This is a genomic window from Pseudomonas sp. S3_C06, from assembly GCF_054667675.1.
The window spans coordinates 2,831,147-2,851,335 of the sequence record NZ_CP162747.1 but is presented as its reverse complement, the minus strand read 5'-3'; the positions used below and the strand labels follow the sequence as shown (position 1 = coordinate 2,851,335).

At 59.4% G+C, this 20,189-nt stretch carries 17 protein-coding genes, 1 tRNA gene and 1 pseudogene; 9 read left to right on the top strand and 10 right to left on the bottom strand.

Annotated elements, in window-relative coordinates; genetic code table 11:
- The first annotated feature begins 235 nt into the window (after window positions 1-235).
- From AB4N44_RS12520 to AB4N44_RS12500, 5 genes and pseudogenes are all read left to right on the top strand, one after another.
- Entirely contained in the window at window positions 236-1,549 is a 1,314-nt protein-coding gene (locus AB4N44_RS12520; protein WP_127929776.1) for an MFS transporter, read from the top strand.
- Between the two features lie 115 nt (window positions 1,550-1,664).
- Window positions 1,665-2,393, top strand: a pseudogene (locus AB4N44_RS12515) (PAS domain-containing protein); the annotation flags it as partial.
- The gene (locus AB4N44_RS12510) at window positions 2,373-2,981 is read left to right on the top strand and encodes a methyl-accepting chemotaxis protein (protein WP_446730742.1); all 609 of its coding nucleotides are present in this window, start codon (window positions 2,373-2,375) and stop codon (window positions 2,979-2,981) included. The pseudogene AB4N44_RS12515 and the gene AB4N44_RS12510, both read left to right, overlap by 21 nt.
- 173 nt (window positions 2,982-3,154) lie before the next feature.
- Window positions 3,155-3,754, top strand: coding sequence for a flavin reductase family protein (locus tag AB4N44_RS12505; protein WP_460108783.1), 600 nt, complete (start codon window positions 3,155-3,157; stop codon window positions 3,752-3,754).
- Window positions 3,755-3,831: 77 nt separating this feature from the next.
- Complete coding sequence (locus tag AB4N44_RS12500) at window positions 3,832-4,464, top strand: LysE family translocator (RefSeq protein ID WP_127929773.1); 633 nt, start codon at window positions 3,832-3,834, stop codon at window positions 4,462-4,464.
- A gap of 99 nt (window positions 4,465-4,563) precedes the next feature.
- On the opposite strand, the gene AB4N44_RS12495 is transcribed toward AB4N44_RS12500, so the two are convergent.
- Window positions 4,564-4,932, bottom strand: coding sequence for a DUF6124 family protein (locus AB4N44_RS12495; protein WP_127929772.1), 369 nt, complete (start codon window positions 4,930-4,932; stop codon window positions 4,564-4,566).
- A gap of 397 nt (window positions 4,933-5,329) precedes the next feature.
- Entirely contained in the window at window positions 5,330-7,162 is a 1,833-nt protein-coding gene (gene ggt / locus AB4N44_RS12490; RefSeq protein ID WP_460108786.1) for a gamma-glutamyltransferase, read from the bottom strand.
- A gap of 270 nt (window positions 7,163-7,432) precedes the next feature.
- On the opposite strand from ggt, the gene AB4N44_RS12485 reads away from it, so the two are divergent.
- The 3 genes from AB4N44_RS12485 to AB4N44_RS12475 all read left to right on the top strand — a co-directional run bounded on the left by AB4N44_RS12485 (window position 7,433) and on the right by AB4N44_RS12475 (window position 9,613).
- Complete coding sequence (locus AB4N44_RS12485; RefSeq protein ID WP_460108788.1) at window positions 7,433-8,542, top strand: DUF2817 domain-containing protein; 1,110 nt, start codon at window positions 7,433-7,435, stop codon at window positions 8,540-8,542.
- Window positions 8,543-8,903: 361 nt separating this feature from the next.
- Window positions 8,904-9,296, top strand: a complete 393-nt coding sequence (locus AB4N44_RS12480; protein ID WP_224790100.1) for a helix-turn-helix domain-containing protein — start codon at window positions 8,904-8,906, stop codon at window positions 9,294-9,296.
- A 92-nt stretch (window positions 9,297-9,388) separates the two neighbouring features.
- Window positions 9,389-9,613: a SymE family type I addiction module toxin gene (locus AB4N44_RS12475; protein WP_150776205.1), complete on the top strand. Its 225-nt coding sequence runs from the start codon at window positions 9,389-9,391 to the stop codon at window positions 9,611-9,613.
- 177 nt (window positions 9,614-9,790) lie between these two features.
- Here AB4N44_RS12475 and AB4N44_RS12470 read toward each other — a convergent pair whose 3' ends face one another.
- The 7 genes from AB4N44_RS12470 to AB4N44_RS12440 all read right to left on the bottom strand — a co-directional run bounded on the left by AB4N44_RS12470 (window position 9,791) and on the right by AB4N44_RS12440 (window position 16,852).
- Window positions 9,791-10,945, bottom strand: a complete 1,155-nt coding sequence (locus AB4N44_RS12470; protein ID WP_150750507.1) for a Fic family protein — start codon at window positions 10,943-10,945, stop codon at window positions 9,791-9,793.
- 294 nt (window positions 10,946-11,239) lie between these two features.
- Window positions 11,240-11,316, bottom strand: a tRNA-Met gene (locus AB4N44_RS12465).
- A gap of 86 nt (window positions 11,317-11,402) precedes the next feature.
- The gene (locus AB4N44_RS12460; RefSeq protein ID WP_460108790.1) at window positions 11,403-12,857 is read right to left on the bottom strand and encodes an amidase; all 1,455 of its coding nucleotides are present in this window, start codon (window positions 12,855-12,857) and stop codon (window positions 11,403-11,405) included.
- A gap of 60 nt (window positions 12,858-12,917) precedes the next feature.
- Entirely contained in the window at window positions 12,918-13,964 is a 1,047-nt protein-coding gene (locus AB4N44_RS12455; RefSeq protein WP_460108792.1) for an ABC transporter substrate-binding protein, read from the bottom strand.
- 27 nt (window positions 13,965-13,991) lie between these two features.
- Window positions 13,992-14,798 carry an ABC transporter permease gene (locus tag AB4N44_RS12450; RefSeq protein WP_460108793.1) on the bottom strand — a complete coding sequence of 269 codons (807 nt, stop codon included), beginning with the start codon at window positions 14,796-14,798 and terminating at the stop codon, window positions 13,992-13,994.
- On the bottom strand, window positions 14,798-15,718 hold the full coding sequence (locus tag AB4N44_RS12445) for an ABC transporter permease (RefSeq protein ID WP_460108795.1): 921 nt from the start codon (window positions 15,716-15,718) through the stop codon (window positions 14,798-14,800). The genes AB4N44_RS12450 and AB4N44_RS12445 overlap by 1 nt, the downstream gene beginning before the upstream one ends.
- Window positions 15,719-15,733: 15 nt before the next feature.
- Window positions 15,734-16,852 (bottom strand): ABC transporter ATP-binding protein, encoded by a 1,119-nt coding sequence (locus AB4N44_RS12440; protein WP_460108797.1) that lies wholly within the window; start codon window positions 16,850-16,852, stop codon window positions 15,734-15,736.
- 226 nt (window positions 16,853-17,078) lie between these two features.
- Here AB4N44_RS12440 and AB4N44_RS12435 point away from each other — a divergent pair, with 226 nt between their 5' ends.
- A complete protein-coding gene (locus AB4N44_RS12435) occupies window positions 17,079-17,981 on the top strand; it encodes a LysR substrate-binding domain-containing protein (protein ID WP_316917095.1) in 903 nt (300 codons plus the stop codon).
- Here the strand turns inward: AB4N44_RS12435 and AB4N44_RS12430 are convergent.
- Window positions 17,974-20,031, bottom strand: coding sequence for a methyl-accepting chemotaxis protein (locus AB4N44_RS12430; RefSeq protein WP_460108799.1), 2,058 nt, complete (start codon window positions 20,029-20,031; stop codon window positions 17,974-17,976). The genes AB4N44_RS12435 and AB4N44_RS12430 overlap by 8 nt on opposite strands.
- Window positions 20,032-20,189 lie beyond the last annotated feature (158 nt).

The window sequence follows — 20,189 nt, the reverse complement described above, 5'->3', positions numbered from 1 at the left end:
CATTGAAGTTGGCTGGGCTGACGCTTTCGCGAGCAGGCTCGCTCCCACATGAGGTTCACTGCGGTTGGCCGGGGTTGGCGTGGTCCCGCTGGACAGGCATTAACAGTAATTCAACTGCCGGTGCTTTGTGAGCCGGTTTTGCAAAACCGGGACTATGGTCTAACGGGTTGTCCATCCGCCCATTTGCGTAGACCATGGGCGCCTTGGTTTTTTGCCTGTTTCCGAGTTCTTTGCCATGACTGCCCAATCTCCGGCCAAACCTGCGCCGTTCAGCCGTTCCGACTACAAGACCCTCGGCCTTGCGGCCCTTGGCGGCGCGCTGGAAATCTACGATTTCATCATCTTCGTGTTCTTCGCCCTGACCCTCAGCCAGTTGTTTTTCCCGCCGGAAATGCCCGAGTGGCTGCGTTTGCTGCAAAGCTTCGGGATTTTCGTCACCGGTTATCTGGCGCGGCCCTTGGGCGGTATTCTGATGGCGCATTTCGCCGACAAACTCGGGCGCAAGAAAGTCTTCAGCCTGAGCATCCTGATGATGGCGCTGCCGTGCCTGCTGATCGGGATCATGCCGACCTACGCGCAGATCGGTTACTTCGCACCGCTGTTGCTGCTGGCGTTGCGCATCCTCCAAGGTGCGGCGGTAGGCGGTGAAGTGCCGAGTGCCTGGGTGTTTGTCGCCGAGCACGCGCCGACCGGCCATCGCGGTTATGCCTTGGGCTTTTTGCAGGCCGGGCTGACCTTCGGTTACCTGATCGGCGCGTTGACCGCGACGTTCCTCGCACAAGTGTTCACCCCGGCGGAAATCCTCGATTACGCCTGGCGTTACCCGTTCCTGCTCGGTGGCGTGTTCGGCGTGATTGGCGTTTATCTGCGCCGCTGGCTGAGCGAAACCCCGGTGTTCATGGCCATGGAAGCGCAGCGTGAAGCGCGGGTAGAGCTGCCGCTGCGCACGGTACTGCGCGAGCACCGCCTGGCGATGCTGCCAGCGATGCTGCTGACCTGTGTGTTGACCTCGGCGGTGGTGGTGTTCGTCGTCATTACGCCGACCATGATGCAGAAAACCTTCGGCATGACCGCCAGCCACACCTTCGCCCTCAGTGCACTGGGCATTGTCTTCCTCAACATCGGCTGCGTGATCGCCGGGTTGCTGGTCGATCGCATTGGCGCGTGGCGCACGGTCATGCTCTACAGCCTGTTGCTGCCATTGGGCGTCGGCGTGCTTTACGGTTGTTTGATCAGCGGTGGTGATTGGGTCGGCGCCGCCTACGCCTTGGCCGGTCTTGCGTGCGGTGTTGTCGGCGCAGTGCCTTCGGTGATGGTCGGGTTGTTCCCGGCGCGTATTCGCGTGTCAGGCATTTCCTTCACCTACAACATTGCCTACGCCGCATGGGCGAGTATCACACCGCTGCTGCTGATTGGTCTGATGCCATGGAGCCCATGGATCTGCGTGATGTTCTGCGCGGTGATGGGGGTGGTGGGCCTCCTGACAGCGGCGTATTTCGGCTCGCGTATGCCGCGCACGGGACCCTGCCAGGTGGCGGGAACTGCCTGACTCGGTAGCTTGGAACTATTTTTGACCGTCGGGTCGCAAACGCTCTTCAGAAAAGATTTTCAAGGCCGATGGTTAGGCTGCATCCCGCTTTCCAACCTGCCCATCGGTACTCCCCATGTTCAACAAACGCTTGAAGCAAGAGCTGGCCGCTCTTCGTGAAGAACTCTCCAGCCTCGTGCAGGTAAAGGAAAGCCTGGAAAGCGAGATGCTGGTGCTGAACCTTGAACCCGACGGGCGCATTCAGTCGGTCAACCAGAACTTTCTCACCGAGATGCTCTACAAGAGTCAGGACCTGATCGGTCGGGCGATTGAAGACATCGTCCCGGCCCACGTGAAGTCCGACGAATTCCATCATCGCTTCAAAAACGCCATGACCCGCGGCGAGCACTTCGCTGGTGCCGTGCGCCTGTTGCGCGGTAATGGTGAGGAAGCGTGGCTGCGTTCGATCGTGCAACCGGTGCGTTCTTCGGACGGGCGAATCAAGCATATTTCGCTGTTCGCCAGCGACCTGACCCGCACCATCGAAGCTTCTCGTGAACACGAAAACCTCATCGGTGCGCTGGTGCGTTCGACCGCGGTAATCGAGTTTGACCTCAACGGCAATGTGCTGAATGCCAACGATCGCTTCCTCAGCGGCATGGGTTACAGCCTGGCGCAGATCAAGGGCAAACATCACCGCCTGTTCTGCACCCCGGAGGAATACAACAGCGCCGAGTACCAGAACTTCTGGCGCCGTTTGAACAACGGTGAATTCGTCGCTGATCGCTTCAAGCGTGTCGACAGCCATGGTCGTACGGTGTGGCTGGAGGCGTCCTACAACCCGGTGGTCGATGCCAACAACAAACTGTACAAAGTGGTGAAGTTCGCCACCGTGATCACTGATCAGGTCAACCGCGAACAAGCCGTCGCCGACGCAGCCAGCATCGCCTACAGCACCTCGCAGCAAACCGACAGCACCGCGCAACGTGGCACCACCGTGGTCACCGAGGCGGTGAATGTGATGCGTGATCTGTCGCGGCACATGCAGGCTGCCGGTGAGGGCATCGAGGCACTGAACGAGCAGTCGCAGGTGATCGGCACCATCGTCAAAACCATCAGCGGCATTGCCGAACAGACCAACCTGCTGGCGCTCAACGCTGCCATTGAGGCGGCGCGCGCCGGTGAGCAGGGCCGTGGTTTTGCGGTGGTGGCCGACGAGGTGCGACAACTGGCCTCGCGCACCAGTCAGGCGACTGAAGAGATCGTCACCGTGGTGCGGCAGAACCAGGAAATGGCGCGCAACGCCGTGGCGCTGATGACCGACGGCAAGCTTCAGGCTGAACAAGGGCTGGCGCTGGCGGCCGAGGCGGGCACGGTGATTGTCGAAATTCAGGACGGTGCGCAGAAAGTCGTCAACGCAGTGGGCCAGTTCGCCAATCAACTCTCCAACTGACCTGCACTGATCCCATGTGGGAGCGAGCCTGCTCGCGAAAGCGGTGTGTCATTCAACATTGATGTGACTGACCTATCGCCTTCGCGAGCAAGCTCGCTCCCACAGGTTTTTCACCCGCCTTCTTTCTGTGGTCTGGCGCTACAATCGGCTCCTTTTCCCGCGGAGCAGATCCCATGAGCGATTCCCACCGCCGCCCGGTGCCCCTGAACAAAGCCTACCGTTTGCTCAATCACGGGCCGACCGTACTGGTCAGCGCCGCCCACGACGGCCAGCGCAACATCATGGCCGCCGCTTGGGCCATGCCGCTGGATTTCGAGCCACCGAAAGTCGCCGTCGTCCTCGATAGATCCACCTGGACCCGCCAGTTGCTCGAAGCGTCCGGCACCTTCGTGCTCAACGTCCCGTGCGTCGATCAGGCCGACATCGTGCAAACCGTCGGCAATACATCTGGTCTGGAAATCAGCCAAAGCCAGGGACAGGACAAATTTCAGGCGTACGGCCTGCAGACCCTCGCCGGCGAACAAGTCGAAGCGCCGCTGCTTGACGGCTGCGTCGCCTGGCTGGAATGCCGTTTGCTCCCGGAGCCGCGCAATCACGAGCAGTACGATCTGTTCCTCGCCGAAGTCATCGCCGCCCACGCCGATGAGCGTGTGTTCAGCGACGGGCGCTGGCATTTCGAAGGGCACGATGGTTTGCGCACCTTGCACCACGTGGCGGGCGGGCATTTTCTGACGATTGGTGATGCGGTGGATGGCAAGACGCTAGCGGTCTGAATGACGGCTGATGGCAAAACATTGCGGGATGTTGCAAGGTAGAGGGCATCGTCGAACCCAATCAGGCGCATACCCTCATGGATTTTTCCCTTTCGAGTTATCTGGCGCCGTTGCTGTCGTTGGCCCTGTTGTGGACTGTGGCCGTGGTCACGCCCGGCCCGAACTTCTTCAATATCGCGCAACTGGCGGTCAGCCGTTCCCGCCGCCACGGTGTCGTCGCGGCGCTCGGCGTGGCCAGCGGAACCGTGTTGTGGGGGCTGGCGGGTGGCTTGGGCATTCAGTCGCTTTTCAGTGCCGCGCCGACGCTGTACCTGAGCTTCAAGATTGCCGGTGGCTGCTACCTGATCTACCTCGGGCTCAAGCAGTTCAAGCGCAAGGCGCCGATCGTCGCGGGTACGCTGGATGACTCGCAGCAAACGTTGCTCGGCGCTTATGGCCGCGGCTTTCTGGGCAACATGACCAATCCCAAGTCAGCATTATTCGTCGCCACCATTTTCGCCACGGCCATGCCGGCTCACATCCCGCCACTGTTACTGGCGCTGGCGGTGATGACCATGGCGACGCTGTCGTTCAGCTGGTATTGCTGCGTCGCGTTGTTCTTCGCCAGTCGCCGGATCGCTGGTGTGTATGAGCGTTCGCGGCAATGGTTGGATCGCTTGGCCGGTGGTTGTTATTTGCTGTTTGGGGCGCATCTGCTGGCGAATCGCTGAGCCATATATCTTGGATGTGAAAGCTGTTTTGCCTCGTATGTGCCAGGAAATAAGAATCCGATGCCTGCACGGCATCGGATTTTTTATGCATTGCGAAAACTACGTAACCGGCTGAACGTTATCCAGCGCCTGATTCACCGCCAACTCACTCAGCATGACGATTTGCGCGATACCCAGCGCGGTCTTGCGGTGCGCGGTATCCAGCACAGCGGCGAAATTGTTGAGCATCTCCGTGACCGAGCCCAGGGTTTCGCTGGCATTGGCCAGCAGGGATTCGGTGTCGTACACCGGGTTGGCGAGGTACATGGGTTCAGCTACGCGGGTGGACGCCATGATGTGAATGGTCGGTTTGAGGTAGTGGTCGAGGGCGCGGTCGGCCGCTTCGTTGAGTTTTTTGCTGTCGATGGTTGCGTACGGGGATGTTGGGTCGGTGTCTGTTTCGGGGGGATTGGGTGTTGGTTTTTTCATGGTGTTCTCCGATCAGGATAGGAGCTGGCCGATTCGGTTTCCGAACGAATAGGTGGCAGCTGTACGCAGGTTGGAAACCCGGGGAACGGAGAACCCGGTTGACCCGAAGGTCTCCCGCGCACAGCCGCCATAACGGAGTGCACACCATGAAGGTGCGCAAGGATACGTTATGAAAGGCGCTTGTGCGCTCGGTTCTACTCGGGGTTTCCAATCCCGGTCACTGAATTGGCAGCGACGAGTACAGGCTAGAGAGCTGACGTCCGACGGACAACCTGAAAACCTTGTGGGACGGTTCTCTGTTTACCTCGCAGCTTTTAAACATCCCGATTTGAAATACGCAGTGTGCTAAACAAAAGGCCTACCTCGCGGTAAGCCTTTTTTGTTTTGCGTCCTAGCCTCAATCCCCCAACGCTTCGCCTTCACGCCGTGGATCCGCGCCACCCTCCAGCGACGCTTTCCCCTGCGCATCCTTGACCCGCACGATGGCCTGGGTGCCGCTGGTCATGTCGATTTCATGCACCGCATGCCCTTTGTTTTTCAGCGCCTGAATCAGCGCCGGGCTGAACTGGCCTTGTTCCAGTTCGGTGGGGCCGTTACGGCTGCCGAAGTTGGGCAGGCTGATGGCGCTTTGCGGGTCGAGGTGCCAGTCGAGCAGGCCGACGGTGGTTTTCGCCACGTATTCGATGATTTGCGAACCACCCGGCGAGCCGACTGTGGCGACGAATTCGCCGCTGTGGCGATCGAAGATCAGCGTTGGCGCCATCGACGAGCGCGGGCGTTTGCCGGGTTCGACACGGTTGGCGACTTTCTGGCCGTTCTCTTCGGGGATGAACGAGAAGTCGGTCATCTGGTTGTTCAGCAAGAAGCCCTGAACCATCAGGTGCGAGCCGAACGCGGCTTCGATGGTGGTGGTCATCGACACCGCGCCACCGAGGTCATCCACCGCGACCACTTGCGAGGTGGAGATGCGCAGCGGCGAGCGGTCCGGCGCGTAGGCCACCTGCACGCCCGGCGGTGTGCCCGGTTTGGCGCTGCCCATGCTGCGTTCGCCGATCAGGCTGGCGCGGCTGGCGAGATAACCCGGGTCGACGAGGCCTTTGACCGGCACCGGCACGAAGTCGGTATCCGCGACGTATTGCGCGCGGTCGGCGTAAGCCAGGCGTTCGGCTTCGGCGATCAGATGCACGGCTTGCGGATCCGGTTCAATGCCGGCTGGCTTGTCGGTCTTCAGCGGTTTGAGCGGTGTCAGGGAAAGACGTGGATCGCGGGTTTCCAGCGCCTGCAACGTGCCGAGAATCTGTGCCACGGCGATGCCGCCCGATGACGGTGGTGGCATGCCGCAGACCTGCCAGCGTTTGTAATCGGTGCACAGCGGCGCGCGTTCCTTGGCCTGATAGCGCTGCAAATCATTCAACGACAGGCTGCCGGGGTTGGCGTGGCCCTGCACCTTGGCGACGATTTCTTCGGCGATCGGGCCTTTGTACAGCGCGTCCGCGCCTTCGTTGGCGATGCGTTTGAGCACTGCGGCCAGCGCCGGGTTTTGCAGGCGCGTGCCGACGGCTTTGACGCTGCCATCGGCGTTGAGGAAATATTTGGCCATGTCCGGCGACTTGCGGATGACTGGATCTGATTCCAGCAGCGAGTGCAAACGCGCAGAGATCGCAAAGCCTTGCTCGGACAGTTTGATCGCCGGTTCAAACAGCTTCGCCCATGGCAGGCGACCGTGTTGTTTATGGGCCATCTCCAGTGCGCGCAACACCCCCGGTGTACCGACCGAGCGACCGCCGATCTGTGCTTGCGGGAACGACATCGGTTGGCCATCGGCGCGCAGGAACAGCTTCTCGGTGGCGCCAGCCGGTGCGGTTTCGCGACCGTCGTAGGTGCGCACCTGTTTACCGTCCCACAACACGATCATCGCGCCGCCGCCGATCCCGGACGACTGCGGCTCAACCAGCGTCAACACCGCTTGCATCGCAATCGCCGCATCAATCGCCGAACCGCCCTGACGCAGCATCTCGCGACCGGCCTCAGCAGCCAGCGGATTGGCGGCGGCGGCCATGTGTTTACTGGCGTGACGGGTTTGTAGATCGGTGCGGTAACCGGAAGCAGCCTCCGGTGCCAGCGGCAAGGTCGAGGAGGGCGGGGCGTTGCAGGCGGTGAGGGTCAGGGCGCTGATGATCAGCGTCAGGGCTGGCAGGCGCAAGCGGCTCAAGGGCAGGGCTGGAAACACGTGGGGCTCTCCGTCCGTGGGATAAAAGTCTCGGGGACTTTATCGACCGCTCGGTCGCGACGCAAACCGATGGGCATTTTTGTCTTTCTTTTCGGGGCGGATGTTCGCTAGGGTCAACCTCAATTGACTGACCGCACACGTCCCCCTGTAGGAGTGAGCCTGCTCGCGATAGCGGTGGGTCAGTCAGCAATGATGTTGGATGTGATGACGCTATCGCGAGCAGGCTCACTCCTACAGAGGTCAAACCATAAAAATCACAAGAGGCCAATAATGCACAGCGAGTTCCCCACCGAGTCCAGCTACCGCGATCAACGCGAACAGTTCATCGCCGCCGCCAATGCCGTCGGCGCCACGCTCACCTCCTACGCCCATCCACGCTGCGGGCCATTCGGCGAACCGCTGAGTACCGACGTCGCTGTGCTCGGCGATCCGCAAGCCAAACGTCGGCTGTTAGCGCTCAGCGGCACGCACGGGGTCGAGGGTTATTACGGCTCGGACTGTCAGATCGATTGGCTGAAGGCATTCGTACCCGGTTCGCTGCCCAAGGATGTCGCCGTGGTGATGGTGCACCTGATCAACCCATGGGGCACCGCATGGCTGCGCCGGGTCAACGAAGACAACATCGACCTCAACCGTAATCACCTCGATTTCACCGGGCCGCTACCGGATAACCGCGCTTACGCCGCCCTGCATGAAATCTACGCGTGCACTGATCTGAACGGCCCCGAGCGCAAAAGCGCCGATGCCTTGCTCGATGCGCAGATAAAAGAACACGGCTGGCCAGCGGTGATGTCGATTGTCGAGGGCGGTCAGCACAGTCATCCCGACGGGCTGTTTTACGGTGGCCTCGCGCCGAGCTGGTCGAATCGCACGTTGCATCAAATCATCGACGCGCATCTGGCTGGCGCTGAAACCGTGATGTGTTTCGATCTGCATACCGGCGCTGGCGAATACGGCCATCCGATGTTGCTGACCATCACCCAGGCGCCGTACCCGGCACTCGCGCAGGCCCAGGCGATTTATGGTCCATGGCTTTACACCCTGCACACGGGCGCCGACACCCTGAGCGAAACCGGAGTGGCAGCGACGGCTACCGGGTACACCTCGCAGGCGTTGCTTAATGCATTGCCGGACGTGCAGTTGATGCCGTTCGTGATCGAGTGCGGGACGTATCCGGGGCCGGCTGTGCATCGGCATTTGCGCGATGATCACTGGCTGCATTTGTATGGTGATCCGCTGGATGCGATAGGGCGTGAGATCAAACTGAATCTGCTCGAGCAGTTCTATCCGACCGATCCGGACTGGCGCGCAATGGTCAGTTTGCGCACTCGGCAGATCTGGGCGAAAGGGTTGTCGGCGTTGGGTAACTGGTCGCGGTAAATCATCAGTGTCTTTGCTGCCGGCACTTTCCTCCGGGCACAAAAAACGGCTCACTTTGCGGTAAGCCGTTTTTTGTATCCGTGCTGCGCGATCTAATTCATACCTGGATCGAACACGTTTCCTACAGCGGTTTTTCAACCTGATCTGTCGGTACCGATTTAGTCGAATGAAAAGGCATTTTCGCGCCTGTAGTACCTCGCCCCCGACCTAGCGGTTGTTCTGCATTTCTCCTACAAATCTTTCAGGTCGACAACTTACGCGCCTTTACCTGAGGATGTTTTCTGTTGTTTTTCCAGGATGGATTTCAGATGAAAAGGATGAGTCCGTTGCCATTCAACTCTATTTTCAGTCGGCCATTGTCATGAGTATTTCCAATGAGGATCGCGATTTTCTGGTGGCGATGGGCAGTCGCATTGCTCACTTACGCACAGTGCACGAGATCACACAGACTCGGTTTGCACGGGCTTTAGGTCTTTCCCGGCAAACCTTTCAGGGCTACGAGGAGGGCACGCGCAGCATGCCGGTCACGACACTGGTGAAGATGGCATTTGCGCTTCGCGTGCCCGTTGAAGACCTGCTCGGGGTTCCCTCTTACACGGAGACGCCCAGACGCAGCTTGACCTCGGCGTGGTATCGACGGCTGCAGTCCATCAATGAACTTTCGAAGGTCCAACAGAAGGTCATTGCGCAGATGCTCGACGCACTAATCGCACAGGCAGCGACCAAAGCGAGCGACGAAGAAAAAGAAATTTGAAGTAACCCAAAGAACGCGGAACCAAGGTGCGCGAACACCCTGGCCCCGCTAACCACAAGCAGCTAAACAGGAGCTAATAACAGGAGCTAATCATGGCTAACACCAATCATACGTCATCAACCCCCATCACTGAACGCAGGTTGAAAATCGCCGCTGATTTTTACCCGGTTCACACCAAGGAAAAGACCTACAGCCCCGCCAAACCGGTGCCCTGGATCAGGCTTCGCGGACTGTGGTTGCGGCAGGCGGGATTCGAGGTGAACGAGAACGTCAAAGTGCGTGTGATGAAAGGGTGTCTGGTGATTACAGCGGAATAGATGAATCGTCCGAGTAAAGCCGCAACGCTATTTGCGTAGGAAAAACGCCGCTAACCCTCAAGGGATAGCGGCGTTTTTTAAGAGCCTTTCTGCCGGCTGCTTATTCGGGTGAGTATCCGATAATCCGCAGTTCAAATCGGTAGCAGGACTCGAATACTACCGGTTGTAGATCGGTGCTCAGGGGATTTCCAAAGGGGCAGGTATGAAGCCTTGCTCTCTGAGTGACTTAATGACTCCGCGAATCAGGTAGTTATTGGAAAATCCAATCGTGTACTGCCTTGCTCCGGGGGTAAGCGGTAAAAGCATTCCCTGATCCACCAGTTTTTTTATCAAGTAGGTCCGTTGATTACTCGAATGTTTGGGGAGTACAGCTGCTACATCCGCAGATTTGACTAGCTTCAGTTTAATCGCGGCAGAGAGCACCAGTTCCTCTGTCTCGGTGATCCATTCGCGTTCCCGTGCAAAGGCGATAGCAGGGACGAGAATGCACTTGGTGAGATAAGAATAATTGGTTAGGCGGTCGACCTTTTCAAGCTCGTCGCGTATGCCTTGCAAGACATACGTACACCATTGCTCCAACCCTTCCGTTGTTCCCTTGTCAGCTGTTGCGAGCATTGAGTAATAGCGTTCACGGTCGTTGCAGAACACGGCTGTAGGATTCAATACGCGACCGCCCGTATTGACGTTGAAGCCATATTTCATCAGTAACGCATAGGTGAGCAGTCTGACCACGCGGCCATTGCCATTACCGAACGGGTGTATCCATCCAAATCTATGGTGCGCCAGCGCGACCTTCATCAGGTCATATTTGGGGGAGTCCTTACGGTTAACGAACTCGACGAGTTCCTCCATGTATGCCTGAATCTGGATGAAGTCGGGCGGCAGATGATCGGATTGTGAAATCCGCACACCACCGCTGCGGTATGCGCCTGGCGTTTTGTCGCCTTCGCGTTGGAGATTGTCGACGGTCATCGCGTGTAGCTCGCGGATCGTACGCTCGGTCAGTTCTGCGCCCGGCGCCATGATCTGCTCGATGTAATCCATCGCATTCTCGATGTTGGCTACCTCACGAAGCTGGTCAGTTTCGTGGGCCTTCCCCTCCACTTTGCTCTCAATGTAGTCCGCCAAGGTTGTGTGGTTGCCCTCAATGCGCGCAGAGCCGAGGCTTTCCAGCGCATGGAACAATGACTTGAGTTGGTGAAACACCTGTGGCGGCGTATCGCCTTCGAGTCTCAGACGACGTAGGTGCTCCAGTTCGCTCAAGACATCCACCAGGTCAGAGTCAAAGGAGGGATTGAGCAGCGCCAGGTCGTGATGGAAAAACTCGGCCATGATAATAATTATCTCAAGTGTTATTTTTGATTATCTTGAATTTTCTATTGTGGAGGCCAGGATTTATTGGCTAAAAGCTGAGGTGTGAGGTTAGCATTATCTTGAATTTGATATTTGCTTATGTGAAAAAAGGCGAAGTGCAAAATGTAAGAAAGTCTGACTGATGAGGGGCTGCGATCACACTGATCCAATCGAAAGGGCTGTGGATAGGCCTTCTGTAGGTGGGGAACCGGAGGGGGAATTATTGCAGGCATAAAAAAACGGCCTACCTTTCGGTAAGCCGTTTTTAGTACTTGGTGGCTACACAGGGACTTGAACCCCGGACCCCAGCATTATGAATGCTATGCTCTAACCAACTGAGCTATGTAGCCAAGTGGCGCGCATTATTCCCCTGAAATGGAAAAGCGTCAAGCGTAAATTTAAAAATTTTTTCTACGCTTTCAACCGTTTATCAAAATCACTGGCTGAGCAGCGGCGAAGGGCAGCGTTGGAACCAGCGGCTGGCCTGCTCATAAGCGTGCGCCAATTGCAGGACAGCGAAGTCGGCCTGATGCTTGCCGATGATCTGTAGCCCCATCGGTAAACCGTGCGAATTGAATCCGGCCTGCACACTGGCGACCGGGCAACCCGACAGCGTGCCGGGGATGACCACCTCCATCCAGCGGTGATACGTGTCCATCGCCACGCCTTCGATAGACGTTGGCCACGGCTGGGTTTTGTCGAACGGAAACACCTGAGCGCTCGGCAGCAACAGATAGTCGTAGCGTTCGAACAACTTCGAGATTGCCCGATACCAATCGCTGCGCACCACGGAGGTGGCGAACACTTCGCTGGCCGACAGCTTCAGGCCGTTCTCCACTTCCCAGATCGCTTCCGGTTTCAACAACGCACGCTTCTGCGGATCGGCATAGGTTGCGCCCAACGACCCCGCGACCATCCAGTGCCGCAACGTCCGCCAACTGCTCCACAGCCGTTCCGGCGCGAACCCAGGCTCAACCGACTCAACGTGGCAGCCGAGGCTTTCAAAGTCGGCAAACGTCTTCTCACACAGCGACAGAACGCCGTTCTCCATCGGCAGATAACCGTTGAAGTCGCCCAACCAACCCAACCGCGAGCCCTTGAAATCACGCTCCAGCGGCGCCGCAAAGGCCTCACCGGATTCAGCGATGGACAGCGGAGCCCGTGCATCGCCCCCGGCTTGCACCGACAACAGCAACGCCGCATCCCTCACGCTGCGCGCCATCGGCCCCTCATAACCGAGCTGATCAAAAAACAGATCAGCACTGTCATCAAACGGCACACGCCCCTGTGACGGGCGGAAACCAAAGATATTGTTGAACGCCGCCGGATTACGCAGCGACCCCATCATGTCGCTGCCATCCGCCACCGGCACCAGGTGCATCGCCAGTGCCGCCGCCGCGCCGCCACTGCTGCCACCGGCTGTTTTGCTCGGGTCATACGCGCAAGCAGTCGCGCCAAACAACGGGTTGTAACTTTGCGAGCCGAGACCGAATTCCGGGGTGTTGGTCTTGCCGATAATGATCGCGCCAGCAGCCTTGATCCGCTCGACCATGATGCCGTCGCGCTCAGGCACAAAGTCCTTGTACAGCGGCGATCCCAGCGTGGTGCGAATGCCGTGGGTCAGCGATAGATCCTTGATCGCGTGGGGCAAGCCATGCATCCAGCCACGGTATTGGCCACGCGCCAGTTCGGCATCGCGTTCATCGGCCTGAGCCAGTAGATGTTCCGGTGATTGCAGGCTGATCAGCGCATTCACCAACGGATTGAAACGTTCGATATGGGCAAGGTAAGTCTGCATCACTTCCCGGCAGGAAACCTGGCGCAGGCGGATGCGTTCGGCGAGCGCGTGGGCCTGCAACAGGACCAGTTCGCTGATGTTATTAGAGTTCATTGCAAGCGGCCTTTCAGAAGGCTGGAAAAACGCCCCGCCAGTGCGACGGGGCGGTAAAGATCAACGCATCAGGTTGGTCCACAGACGGTCGGCGAGGCGGATCGCACCTTCGCCGCAAGTCTTGCTGAACACCACGTTGGTGCCCTCGGGAATGTGCAATTCCGGCGCGTCCTTGAGCGCTGCATCAAGGAACGGTTCGACGCCTTTGATCGGGCTCTGATGCTTGAGGAAGTTCTGGGTCATCGCCGAGTTTTCCGGCTGGCTGAGGAAGGCGATGAACGCCTTGGCATTCGCCGGATTTTTACTGCCGGTGGGGATGACCATGTTATCGACCCAGGCCAGCACGCCTTCTTTCGGGTAGAGGTATTTCAGCGTCGGTTTCATCTCGCGGGCACGCATCGACGAGCCGCCCCAGAACATCGACATGTCGATTTCACCGGAGGCGAGGTTCTCGCGAATCGAACCGGCCTTGGAGCTGTAGGTCTTGACGAACGGCTTCTGCGCCTTGAGCAACGTCAGCACCTGCTGCATCTGTTTCGGGTCTTCGCTGCACAGCGGGATATTCAGATAGAGGCTGGCCATGTCGACCATGTCGCTGACCGAGTCGAACATGTTGATCCGCCCTTGCAATTCGGCTGGCGGCTCATACAAAACCTTGTAGCTGTCGGCCGGACCTTTGTAACGCGCGGAGTCCAGCACGACGCTGGTGGTGCCCCAAATGAACGGCACCGAATACGCGCCTTCCGGGTCCCAGCTCGGTTTTTTCAGGTTATCCACAAGGCTGGCGTAGTAGGGCTCTTTGACCGGGTCGAAGCGCTCCAGCAGGTTTTCCTTGATCAGGATCGGCACGAACTGGTGCGACGGAATCGCCACGTCATAACCGGCGCCGCCCTGTTTCAATTTCGCCAACAAGGTCTCGTTGGAGTCGTAGGAATCGACGGTGACTTCGATGCCGGTCTGCTTCTGGAACCTGGCAAGAATCTCCGGCGAAAAGTAGCCGCTCCAGCTCACCACGTTGAGTTTCTCTGCGGCCTGAACACTGGCGGCCATGCTCAACGGCAATGTCAGAAACAACGAAGTGCCGACGCTTTTTATCCACTTGCTCATGCTATTTCCCCACAGGTCGTAGAAGGTTCAGGCGTTCTTTTTGCCCAACAGGTAAGAGAGGCTGACGAACAGCACCGAGACGCCGAGGATCAGCGTCGACACGGCGTTGACGTCGGGTGTCACGCCCATCCGCAGCAGGCCGAAAATGAAGATCGGCAGGGTCGTGGTGCCCGCTTGCGAGACCATCATCGAGATCACGAAGTTATCCAGCGAGACGATGAAGGCCAGCATCAGCCCGGAGAAAATCCCCGGCATCAGCAGCGGCAGAGTGACCTTGCGAAAGGTTCGCCAAGGGCCGGCATACAGGTCGGCCGAGGCTTGTTCCAGCGACAGGTCCATGTCGTTCTGCCGTGCACGAATCGGCAGGTAGGCGAAGGGAATACAGAACACCGTGTGCGCGATGATCAGGTTGCCGTAGCCCAGCGACAGACCGATGGTGGAGAACAGCGCCAGCGTTGCCACACCGACGACAATTTCCGGCAACACCAGCGGCAACATGATCGCGCCCATCGACAACTGCAGGCCCTTGAACTTGGCCCCACGCGAGGTGCCGAGGGCGGCGAGGGTGGCAATCGCCGTGGCGATCATGCTCGCGCACACCGCGATCAACAGGCTGTTGCCGGCGGCCTGGCGCAAGGCCTGATTGGCGAAGGCGGCGCGATACCAATCGAGGCTGAAACCGGTCCACACCGTCGCCGATTGGTTGGCATTGAAGGAGAACACCACCAGCACCACGATCGGCGCATAGAGGTAAAGGTAGAACAGAAAACTGAAGCCGCCGAAACCGGGAAAGTCCTGCACACCCAGCCCTTTGCGTTTGAATACTCCGATCATCACGCACCTCCTTTGGCGATGCGCTGGCGCTCGGCGCGCAGGGCATACACGGTCAACACCAGCATCACGGCGGCCATCAGCACTAGCGACAGCGCTGCGCCGAACGGCCAGTTACGTGCATCGCTGAACTGCCGGAAGATCAGGTTGCCGAGCATCATTCGCGTGCCGCCACCGAGCAGTTCCGGGGCGATCATCGCCCCCAGGCATGGCACGAAAGTGAGGATGGCGCCGGCGATAATTCCCGGTTTGGCGATCGGTAACACCACTTTGCGCAAGGTGCGCACGCGTCCGGCGTAGAGGTCCTGCGCGGCTTCGAGCAGACGGATATCCATCTTTTCCAGCGTCGCGTAGATCGGCAACACCACGAACGGCGCATAGGTGTAAACCAGCCCGAGCAGCACCGCGCCGTCGGTGTACAACAACTGCAATGGTTCATGGATAACGCCCATGCCCATCAGGCTGTTGTTGATCACCCCGGTGTTACGCAGCAGCAGAATCCACGCGTAAGTGCGGATCAGCAGGTTGGCCCAGAACGGCACGGTGATCAGAAAGATCAGCAAGCCACGGCGATGCGCCGGTTGCATGGCCAGCCACACCGCCACCGGAAAACCGATCAGCAACGTGATGATCGTGGTCAGCCCGGCAATGCCGATCGAGCGCAGGGCGATGAGCAAATACGAGTCGGCAAACGCGAGGCTGTCGTCCAGTTGGCGCTCGAACAGCAGTGAGGTGTAGGCGTCGCTGCTGAAGACTTTGTTGACCCCGCCGTAGGGGTTGGCCTCCATCAGCGAATAGCCGATGACGATCAGAATCGGCACCAGCAGAAACAAACAGATGGCGATCAGCGCCGGGCTGACCCCGAGGAAACTCTGGAAGGCTTTGCGCCGCTCCAGCGTGTTGGCAATCGGTAAGGCGGGCATGGCAATTTCTCCGGCTCAGTCGTGCAGGACGCTGGCGCTTCCGCGGTCGAACAACAGACCGGCCTGGGAGCCGACGGCAAAGCGCAGGCTTTGATCGACGCAATTGGGCGTACGCACGGTGAGGCACGAACCGTCGCTGAGGCTGACCTGATATTGCAGATCGGTGCCGAGGTAGATTTGCGCTTCGATCCGGCACGGCAGCGCGGCTTCAGTCGCGGCCGGTACCAGATGCAAGCGTTCGGGACGTACTGACAGCGTGATGTTGGCGCCGACCTGCACATCGCTGCACGGTTGCGCCGGCAATGGATGACCCGCCGGGCCGGCGAACCACGCCTGACCGTTTTCCACGCGAGTGACGGTGCCTTCGATGAAATTGGTTTCGCCGATGAAGTCGGCGACGAAGCGATTGCGCGGGCGTTCGTAGATATCTTCCGGGCGTCCGACCTGCTGCACTTCGCCTTCGGAAAGCACGGCGATGCGGTCGGACATGGTCAGCGCTTCTTCCTGGTCGTGGGTGACGAAGATGAAGGTGATACCGGTCTTGGCCTGGATGGTTTTCAACTCTTCGCGCATCGCCTGGCGCAGCTTGAGATCGAGCGCCGACAGTGGCTCATCGAGCAGCAGTACTTTCGGATGCGGGGCCAGCGCGCGGGCGAGGGCGACACGTTGTTGCTGACCGCCAGACAGTTGCGCCGGTTTGCGATTGGCAAAGCGTTCCATCTGTACCAGCGCCAGCATTTCGCGCACACGCTCGGCGATTTGCGCCTTGCTGAGGACTTTGCCCATCGGCTGCGATTCGAGACCGAAAGCCAGGTTCTCGGCGATGGTCATGTGCGGGAACAGCGCGTAGTGCTGGAACACCGTGTTGACCGGACGCTGAAATGGCGGGCGGTCAGCAATGTTTTCGCCGTAGAGGAGAATCTCGCCTTCGGTGGGAAACTCGAAACCGGCGATCATCCGCAGCAGCGTGGTCTTGCCGCAGCCGGACGGGCCGAGAAGGGTGAAGAATTCGTTGTCGCGGATGTCCAGGTCGATGCTTTTCAGCGCCACCGGGCCGGTCTGCGGATCACCGTAAACCTTGCGTACTGAGCGGATCGAGACCGCCAGCGTTTGCAGCGAATGCAGGGCATTCATGCGTTACCTCCGATTCCCCCATCGCCTGCGACTCGCTTTGCAAAGCGTTGCCGTCGGGCCATGGATATTATTTTTTTGGGCAGGATCGAGATTGCGTTCGGGTGTGAAACCAGCTGTTTTTTTGTTCTGCTGTGGCTCGATTATCAGCCAGGGGTTGCGCGGCGCGACACTTCAATTTAAACATGGCAGGTGTTAGTTAATTTAACAGCCGAAGGTGCCAGGAATCATGCCCGACCACCGTTTGCCGCCGCTCAACGCGGTGCGTGCGTTTGATGCCGCCGCTCGTTTGGGCAGCTACGTCGAAGCCTCGAAAGCCCTGCACGTGACCCAGCCTGCGATTGGCCGGCATGTGAAATTGCTCGAGGACTGGTTGGGCATTCAACTGTTCGAGCGCACCTCGCGCGGGGTCAACCTGACGCCGGCGGGGGAGAAGTATCACCGCAAGATCAGCGCGGCTTTGCAGTTGATCATCGAGGCGGGCAAGGAAGCGCAGCCGAAAGATGCCGAGCGCTGGCTGCGGATCATGGTGGTACCGGGTTTTGCCAAGCGTTGGCTGATGCCGAGGATCGAAGCGCTGCGCCATCTGCGGCCGGGGCTGAAACTGGCCATTGAGCCGAATTCGACTTTTACCGAAGTGGATGGCAAAAGCGCAGATCTGGGCATCGTCTACGGCCTCGACGGGCAATATGCCGACTCACGGGAAGCGCTGATTTGTCCTCGGGTTTTCCCGATTTGCACGCCGGCGTATCTGGCCAGCATCGCAGCGATCAACAGCCCGGCCGATCTGGTCAGCCACGAACTGATCCACGTCGATGACGGCGAATGGTGGAACCTGTGGTTCGCCGCGCACGACCTCGATATTCATCTCAATTCCGACATGCTCTACGTCAACAATGACCACGCGCTGTCAGTCGCCGAAAGCGGGCAGGGCATCGCGCTGGCCAACGAAGTGCTGGTGCGCCATGAGCTGGCCAGCGGCAAACTGGTGCGTGCGGTCGATGCTGAGGTGAAGCTTGAGAGCTATCGAGTGCTGACGCCGTCCGCCGAACTCTCGGCGGATGTGGCGTGGTTTATTCAATGGCTCAAGGCTGAGCTGCAGGCGGACTTCCCCGAGGCCGTGATCAACTGAGGCGGAAGCGTGCGGTGTTGTCGCTCAGCGCCTTGCTGCCTTGGCTCAGTGTGTCTGCGGCAAGATTCACCGCCCGTGCACCTTCGAGCAAACGCACGGCAGCCTGATCGACCTGCTGGATATTGCCGCTGACCTCGTCGGCGGTGCTGGCCTGTTCCTCTACCGCCGTGGCGATCTGCGCCAACGTGTCGGTGACGCTCTGCACGGCGCTGGCGATTTCGCCCAGGCGTTCACCGAGACCGGTGACCGACTCGGCATCGGTTTGCGCCTGGCCGCACGCGGCTTCCATCAGAGTCACGGCTTCGTTGACCGTAGCGCGCAGGCTGTCGACCGTACCGGCGATCTGCGCGGTGGACGATTGCGTACGTTGCGAGAGGCTGCGCACTTCATCGGCCACTACGGCGAAACCGCGACCCTGTTCACCGGCGCGTGCGGCTTCGATGGCCGCATTGAGCGCGAGCAGATTGGTCTGTTCGGCAACACCGCGAATCGTGTCGACGACCAATTGAATCTGCTGGCCTTGCTCGCTGACTCGACCGAGTGCCGCAGCAGTGTCGTTCAAGCGTTGATTGAGCTGCTGAATACTCGCGGTGGTGCGCTGGCTGTCGCGGCTGCTGTCAGCGGCAATGCGCCGGGTGTGCTGGGCGCTGCCGGAAGCCTGTTCGCAACTCTGCGCCACGCCTTGCGAGGTGGCGGCTAATTGCGTGGCGGCTGCGGCGATCTGGCTGATCTGCAACTGCTGCGCTTCGACTTCGCCGAGGGCGCCGCTGGAATGCTCATTGAGGCTGCGTACCGCGTTGCTCAGTTGCGAGGTCTCGTGATCGACGCCGAGCATGCTGCTGCGCAGTTGCACCACGGCCACGTTGAGCGCGGTGCTGATCGCCGCCAATTCATCGCGGCCCACCACCGGCACTTGCAGGCTGAGGTTGCCGTCGCGCAGGGCCTCAGCGAGCAGGGTGATGCCGCTGGCACTGCGGCGGATCGAGGCTTGCAGGCAGACAAACAAGTACAGCGCCGCCAGTAGCAAGCAACCAAAGATCGCCGCGACGATGATGAGCTGACGGATTGCTGAACTGTGGTAGGCGTCGAGGCGCTGATCCAGCGACACCAGCGATTGCTGGCGCAGGGCGGCGAGGTCGGTCAACAGGGCATCGAGGTTGCGTTCGAAGTCGTCCGGCTTGAGCGTGATGCTGCCGCCGAACACGCCGTCATCAAGGACCTTCAGGCCGCTGTCGAGGCGTTTCAGGCTGTCGTGGTATTGGCTGGCCCAGCTCTGCTGATCTTTCGGCAGGCGTGCTTCGAGCAGCGTGGCCGTTTTGACCAGTTGCTCGCGGGCGTCACCGATGCGGCTGCGCAGGTCGCGCAACTGCAAACGGCTTTGCAGGGTGAATTGGCCGGAGACGACCGAGGCTTGGCCGACTGCGGCGAGGCGTCCAACGCGTTCGATCAGGTCTGGCGCGTGTTGCGTGGAGATTTGCGTCAGCAGGTAGGTTTCCAGCCACGGCGCGAGGGTCAGGCGATTGTCCATGACGATCTGTTCGCGCAACGCTTGCAGGGCGCTCAACGCATTGGTGAAGCGCTCGTAACCGTCCGGCCACCAACCGACACCACTGAGGCTTTTCGAATCCAGACCATTGAGTGCGGTTTGCAGCGCTTGATAGCGAGCGAGTGTTGCGCCTTCGGCACCTTCGTTTTTCAGGGCGTTGCCCAAGTCCGTGGTGGCTTGCAGAACCGCCGGTTGCACTGCGTCGAAGGCGCCCATGGCGGCGAGAGTGGCCGGTGTCGGCTGGCGATTGGTTTCCGTGGCGCGCCAACGGGCGGCGCGGTCACGTTGCGCGGCGAGCAGGTTGTCCAGCGCATCCAGTGCGAGCAACTGCCGCACGCCGGCGCGTTCGCCGGAAATCAGATTGAGCTTGTCGCGATAGTCCTGGCCGATCATCAACAGGCTGCCGGCCAACGGCAGAATGAACAGCAGAAACAACAACTGGAATTTACCTGCGAAGCCAAACCGCCCCAGCAATTTGATCCCCGGTGAAAGGAAAGCCTGCATGCCCCATGACTCCTCTGGACACCACGCACCATTGGCGTGCATCGCGGTCGTTCGACGTTGATGTTGTGCCCTGCTAAAAGGCCTCGAAAGTTCACTCTCGCCCGCTCTGTAGGCCGGCTCTGTAGCGAAACTTCCCATTGTCGGTCGCCTTTGTAAGG

What these genes read in the sequence shown, in the direction of transcription:
- AB4N44_RS12520 (WP_127929776.1), top strand. Translation starts at nt 236, where the DNA reads ATGACTGCCCAATCTCCGGCCAAACCTGCGCCGTTCAGCCGTTCCGAC.
- AB4N44_RS12445 (WP_460108795.1), bottom strand. Translation starts at nt 15,718, where the DNA reads ATGCCCGCCTTACCGATTGCCAACACGCTGGAGCGGCGCAAAGCCTTC.
- AB4N44_RS12495 (WP_127929772.1), bottom strand. Translation starts at nt 4,932, where the DNA reads ATGAAAAAACCAACACCCAATCCCCCCGAAACAGACACCGACCCAACA.
- AB4N44_RS12470 (WP_150750507.1), bottom strand. Translation starts at nt 10,945, where the DNA reads ATGGCCGAGTTTTTCCATCACGACCTGGCGCTGCTCAATCCCTCCTTT.
- AB4N44_RS12485 (WP_460108788.1), top strand. Translation starts at nt 7,433, where the DNA reads ATGCACAGCGAGTTCCCCACCGAGTCCAGCTACCGCGATCAACGCGAA.
- AB4N44_RS12480 (WP_224790100.1), top strand. Translation starts at nt 8,904, where the DNA reads ATGAGTATTTCCAATGAGGATCGCGATTTTCTGGTGGCGATGGGCAGT.
- AB4N44_RS12430 (WP_460108799.1), bottom strand. Translation starts at nt 20,031, where the DNA reads ATGCAGGCTTTCCTTTCACCGGGGATCAAATTGCTGGGGCGGTTTGGC.
- AB4N44_RS12500 (WP_127929773.1), top strand. Translation starts at nt 3,832, where the DNA reads ATGGATTTTTCCCTTTCGAGTTATCTGGCGCCGTTGCTGTCGTTGGCC.
- AB4N44_RS12475 (WP_150776205.1), top strand. Translation starts at nt 9,389, where the DNA reads ATGGCTAACACCAATCATACGTCATCAACCCCCATCACTGAACGCAGG.
- AB4N44_RS12450 (WP_460108793.1), bottom strand. Translation starts at nt 14,798, where the DNA reads ATGATCGGAGTATTCAAACGCAAAGGGCTGGGTGTGCAGGACTTTCCC.
- AB4N44_RS12440 (WP_460108797.1), bottom strand. Translation starts at nt 16,852, where the DNA reads ATGAATGCCCTGCATTCGCTGCAAACGCTGGCGGTCTCGATCCGCTCA.
- AB4N44_RS12460 (WP_460108790.1), bottom strand. Translation starts at nt 12,857, where the DNA reads ATGAACTCTAATAACATCAGCGAACTGGTCCTGTTGCAGGCCCACGCG.
- AB4N44_RS12435 (WP_316917095.1), top strand. Translation starts at nt 17,079, where the DNA reads ATGCCCGACCACCGTTTGCCGCCGCTCAACGCGGTGCGTGCGTTTGAT.
- AB4N44_RS12455 (WP_460108792.1), bottom strand. Translation starts at nt 13,964, where the DNA reads ATGAGCAAGTGGATAAAAAGCGTCGGCACTTCGTTGTTTCTGACATTG.
- AB4N44_RS12505 (WP_460108783.1), top strand. Translation starts at nt 3,155, where the DNA reads ATGAGCGATTCCCACCGCCGCCCGGTGCCCCTGAACAAAGCCTACCGT.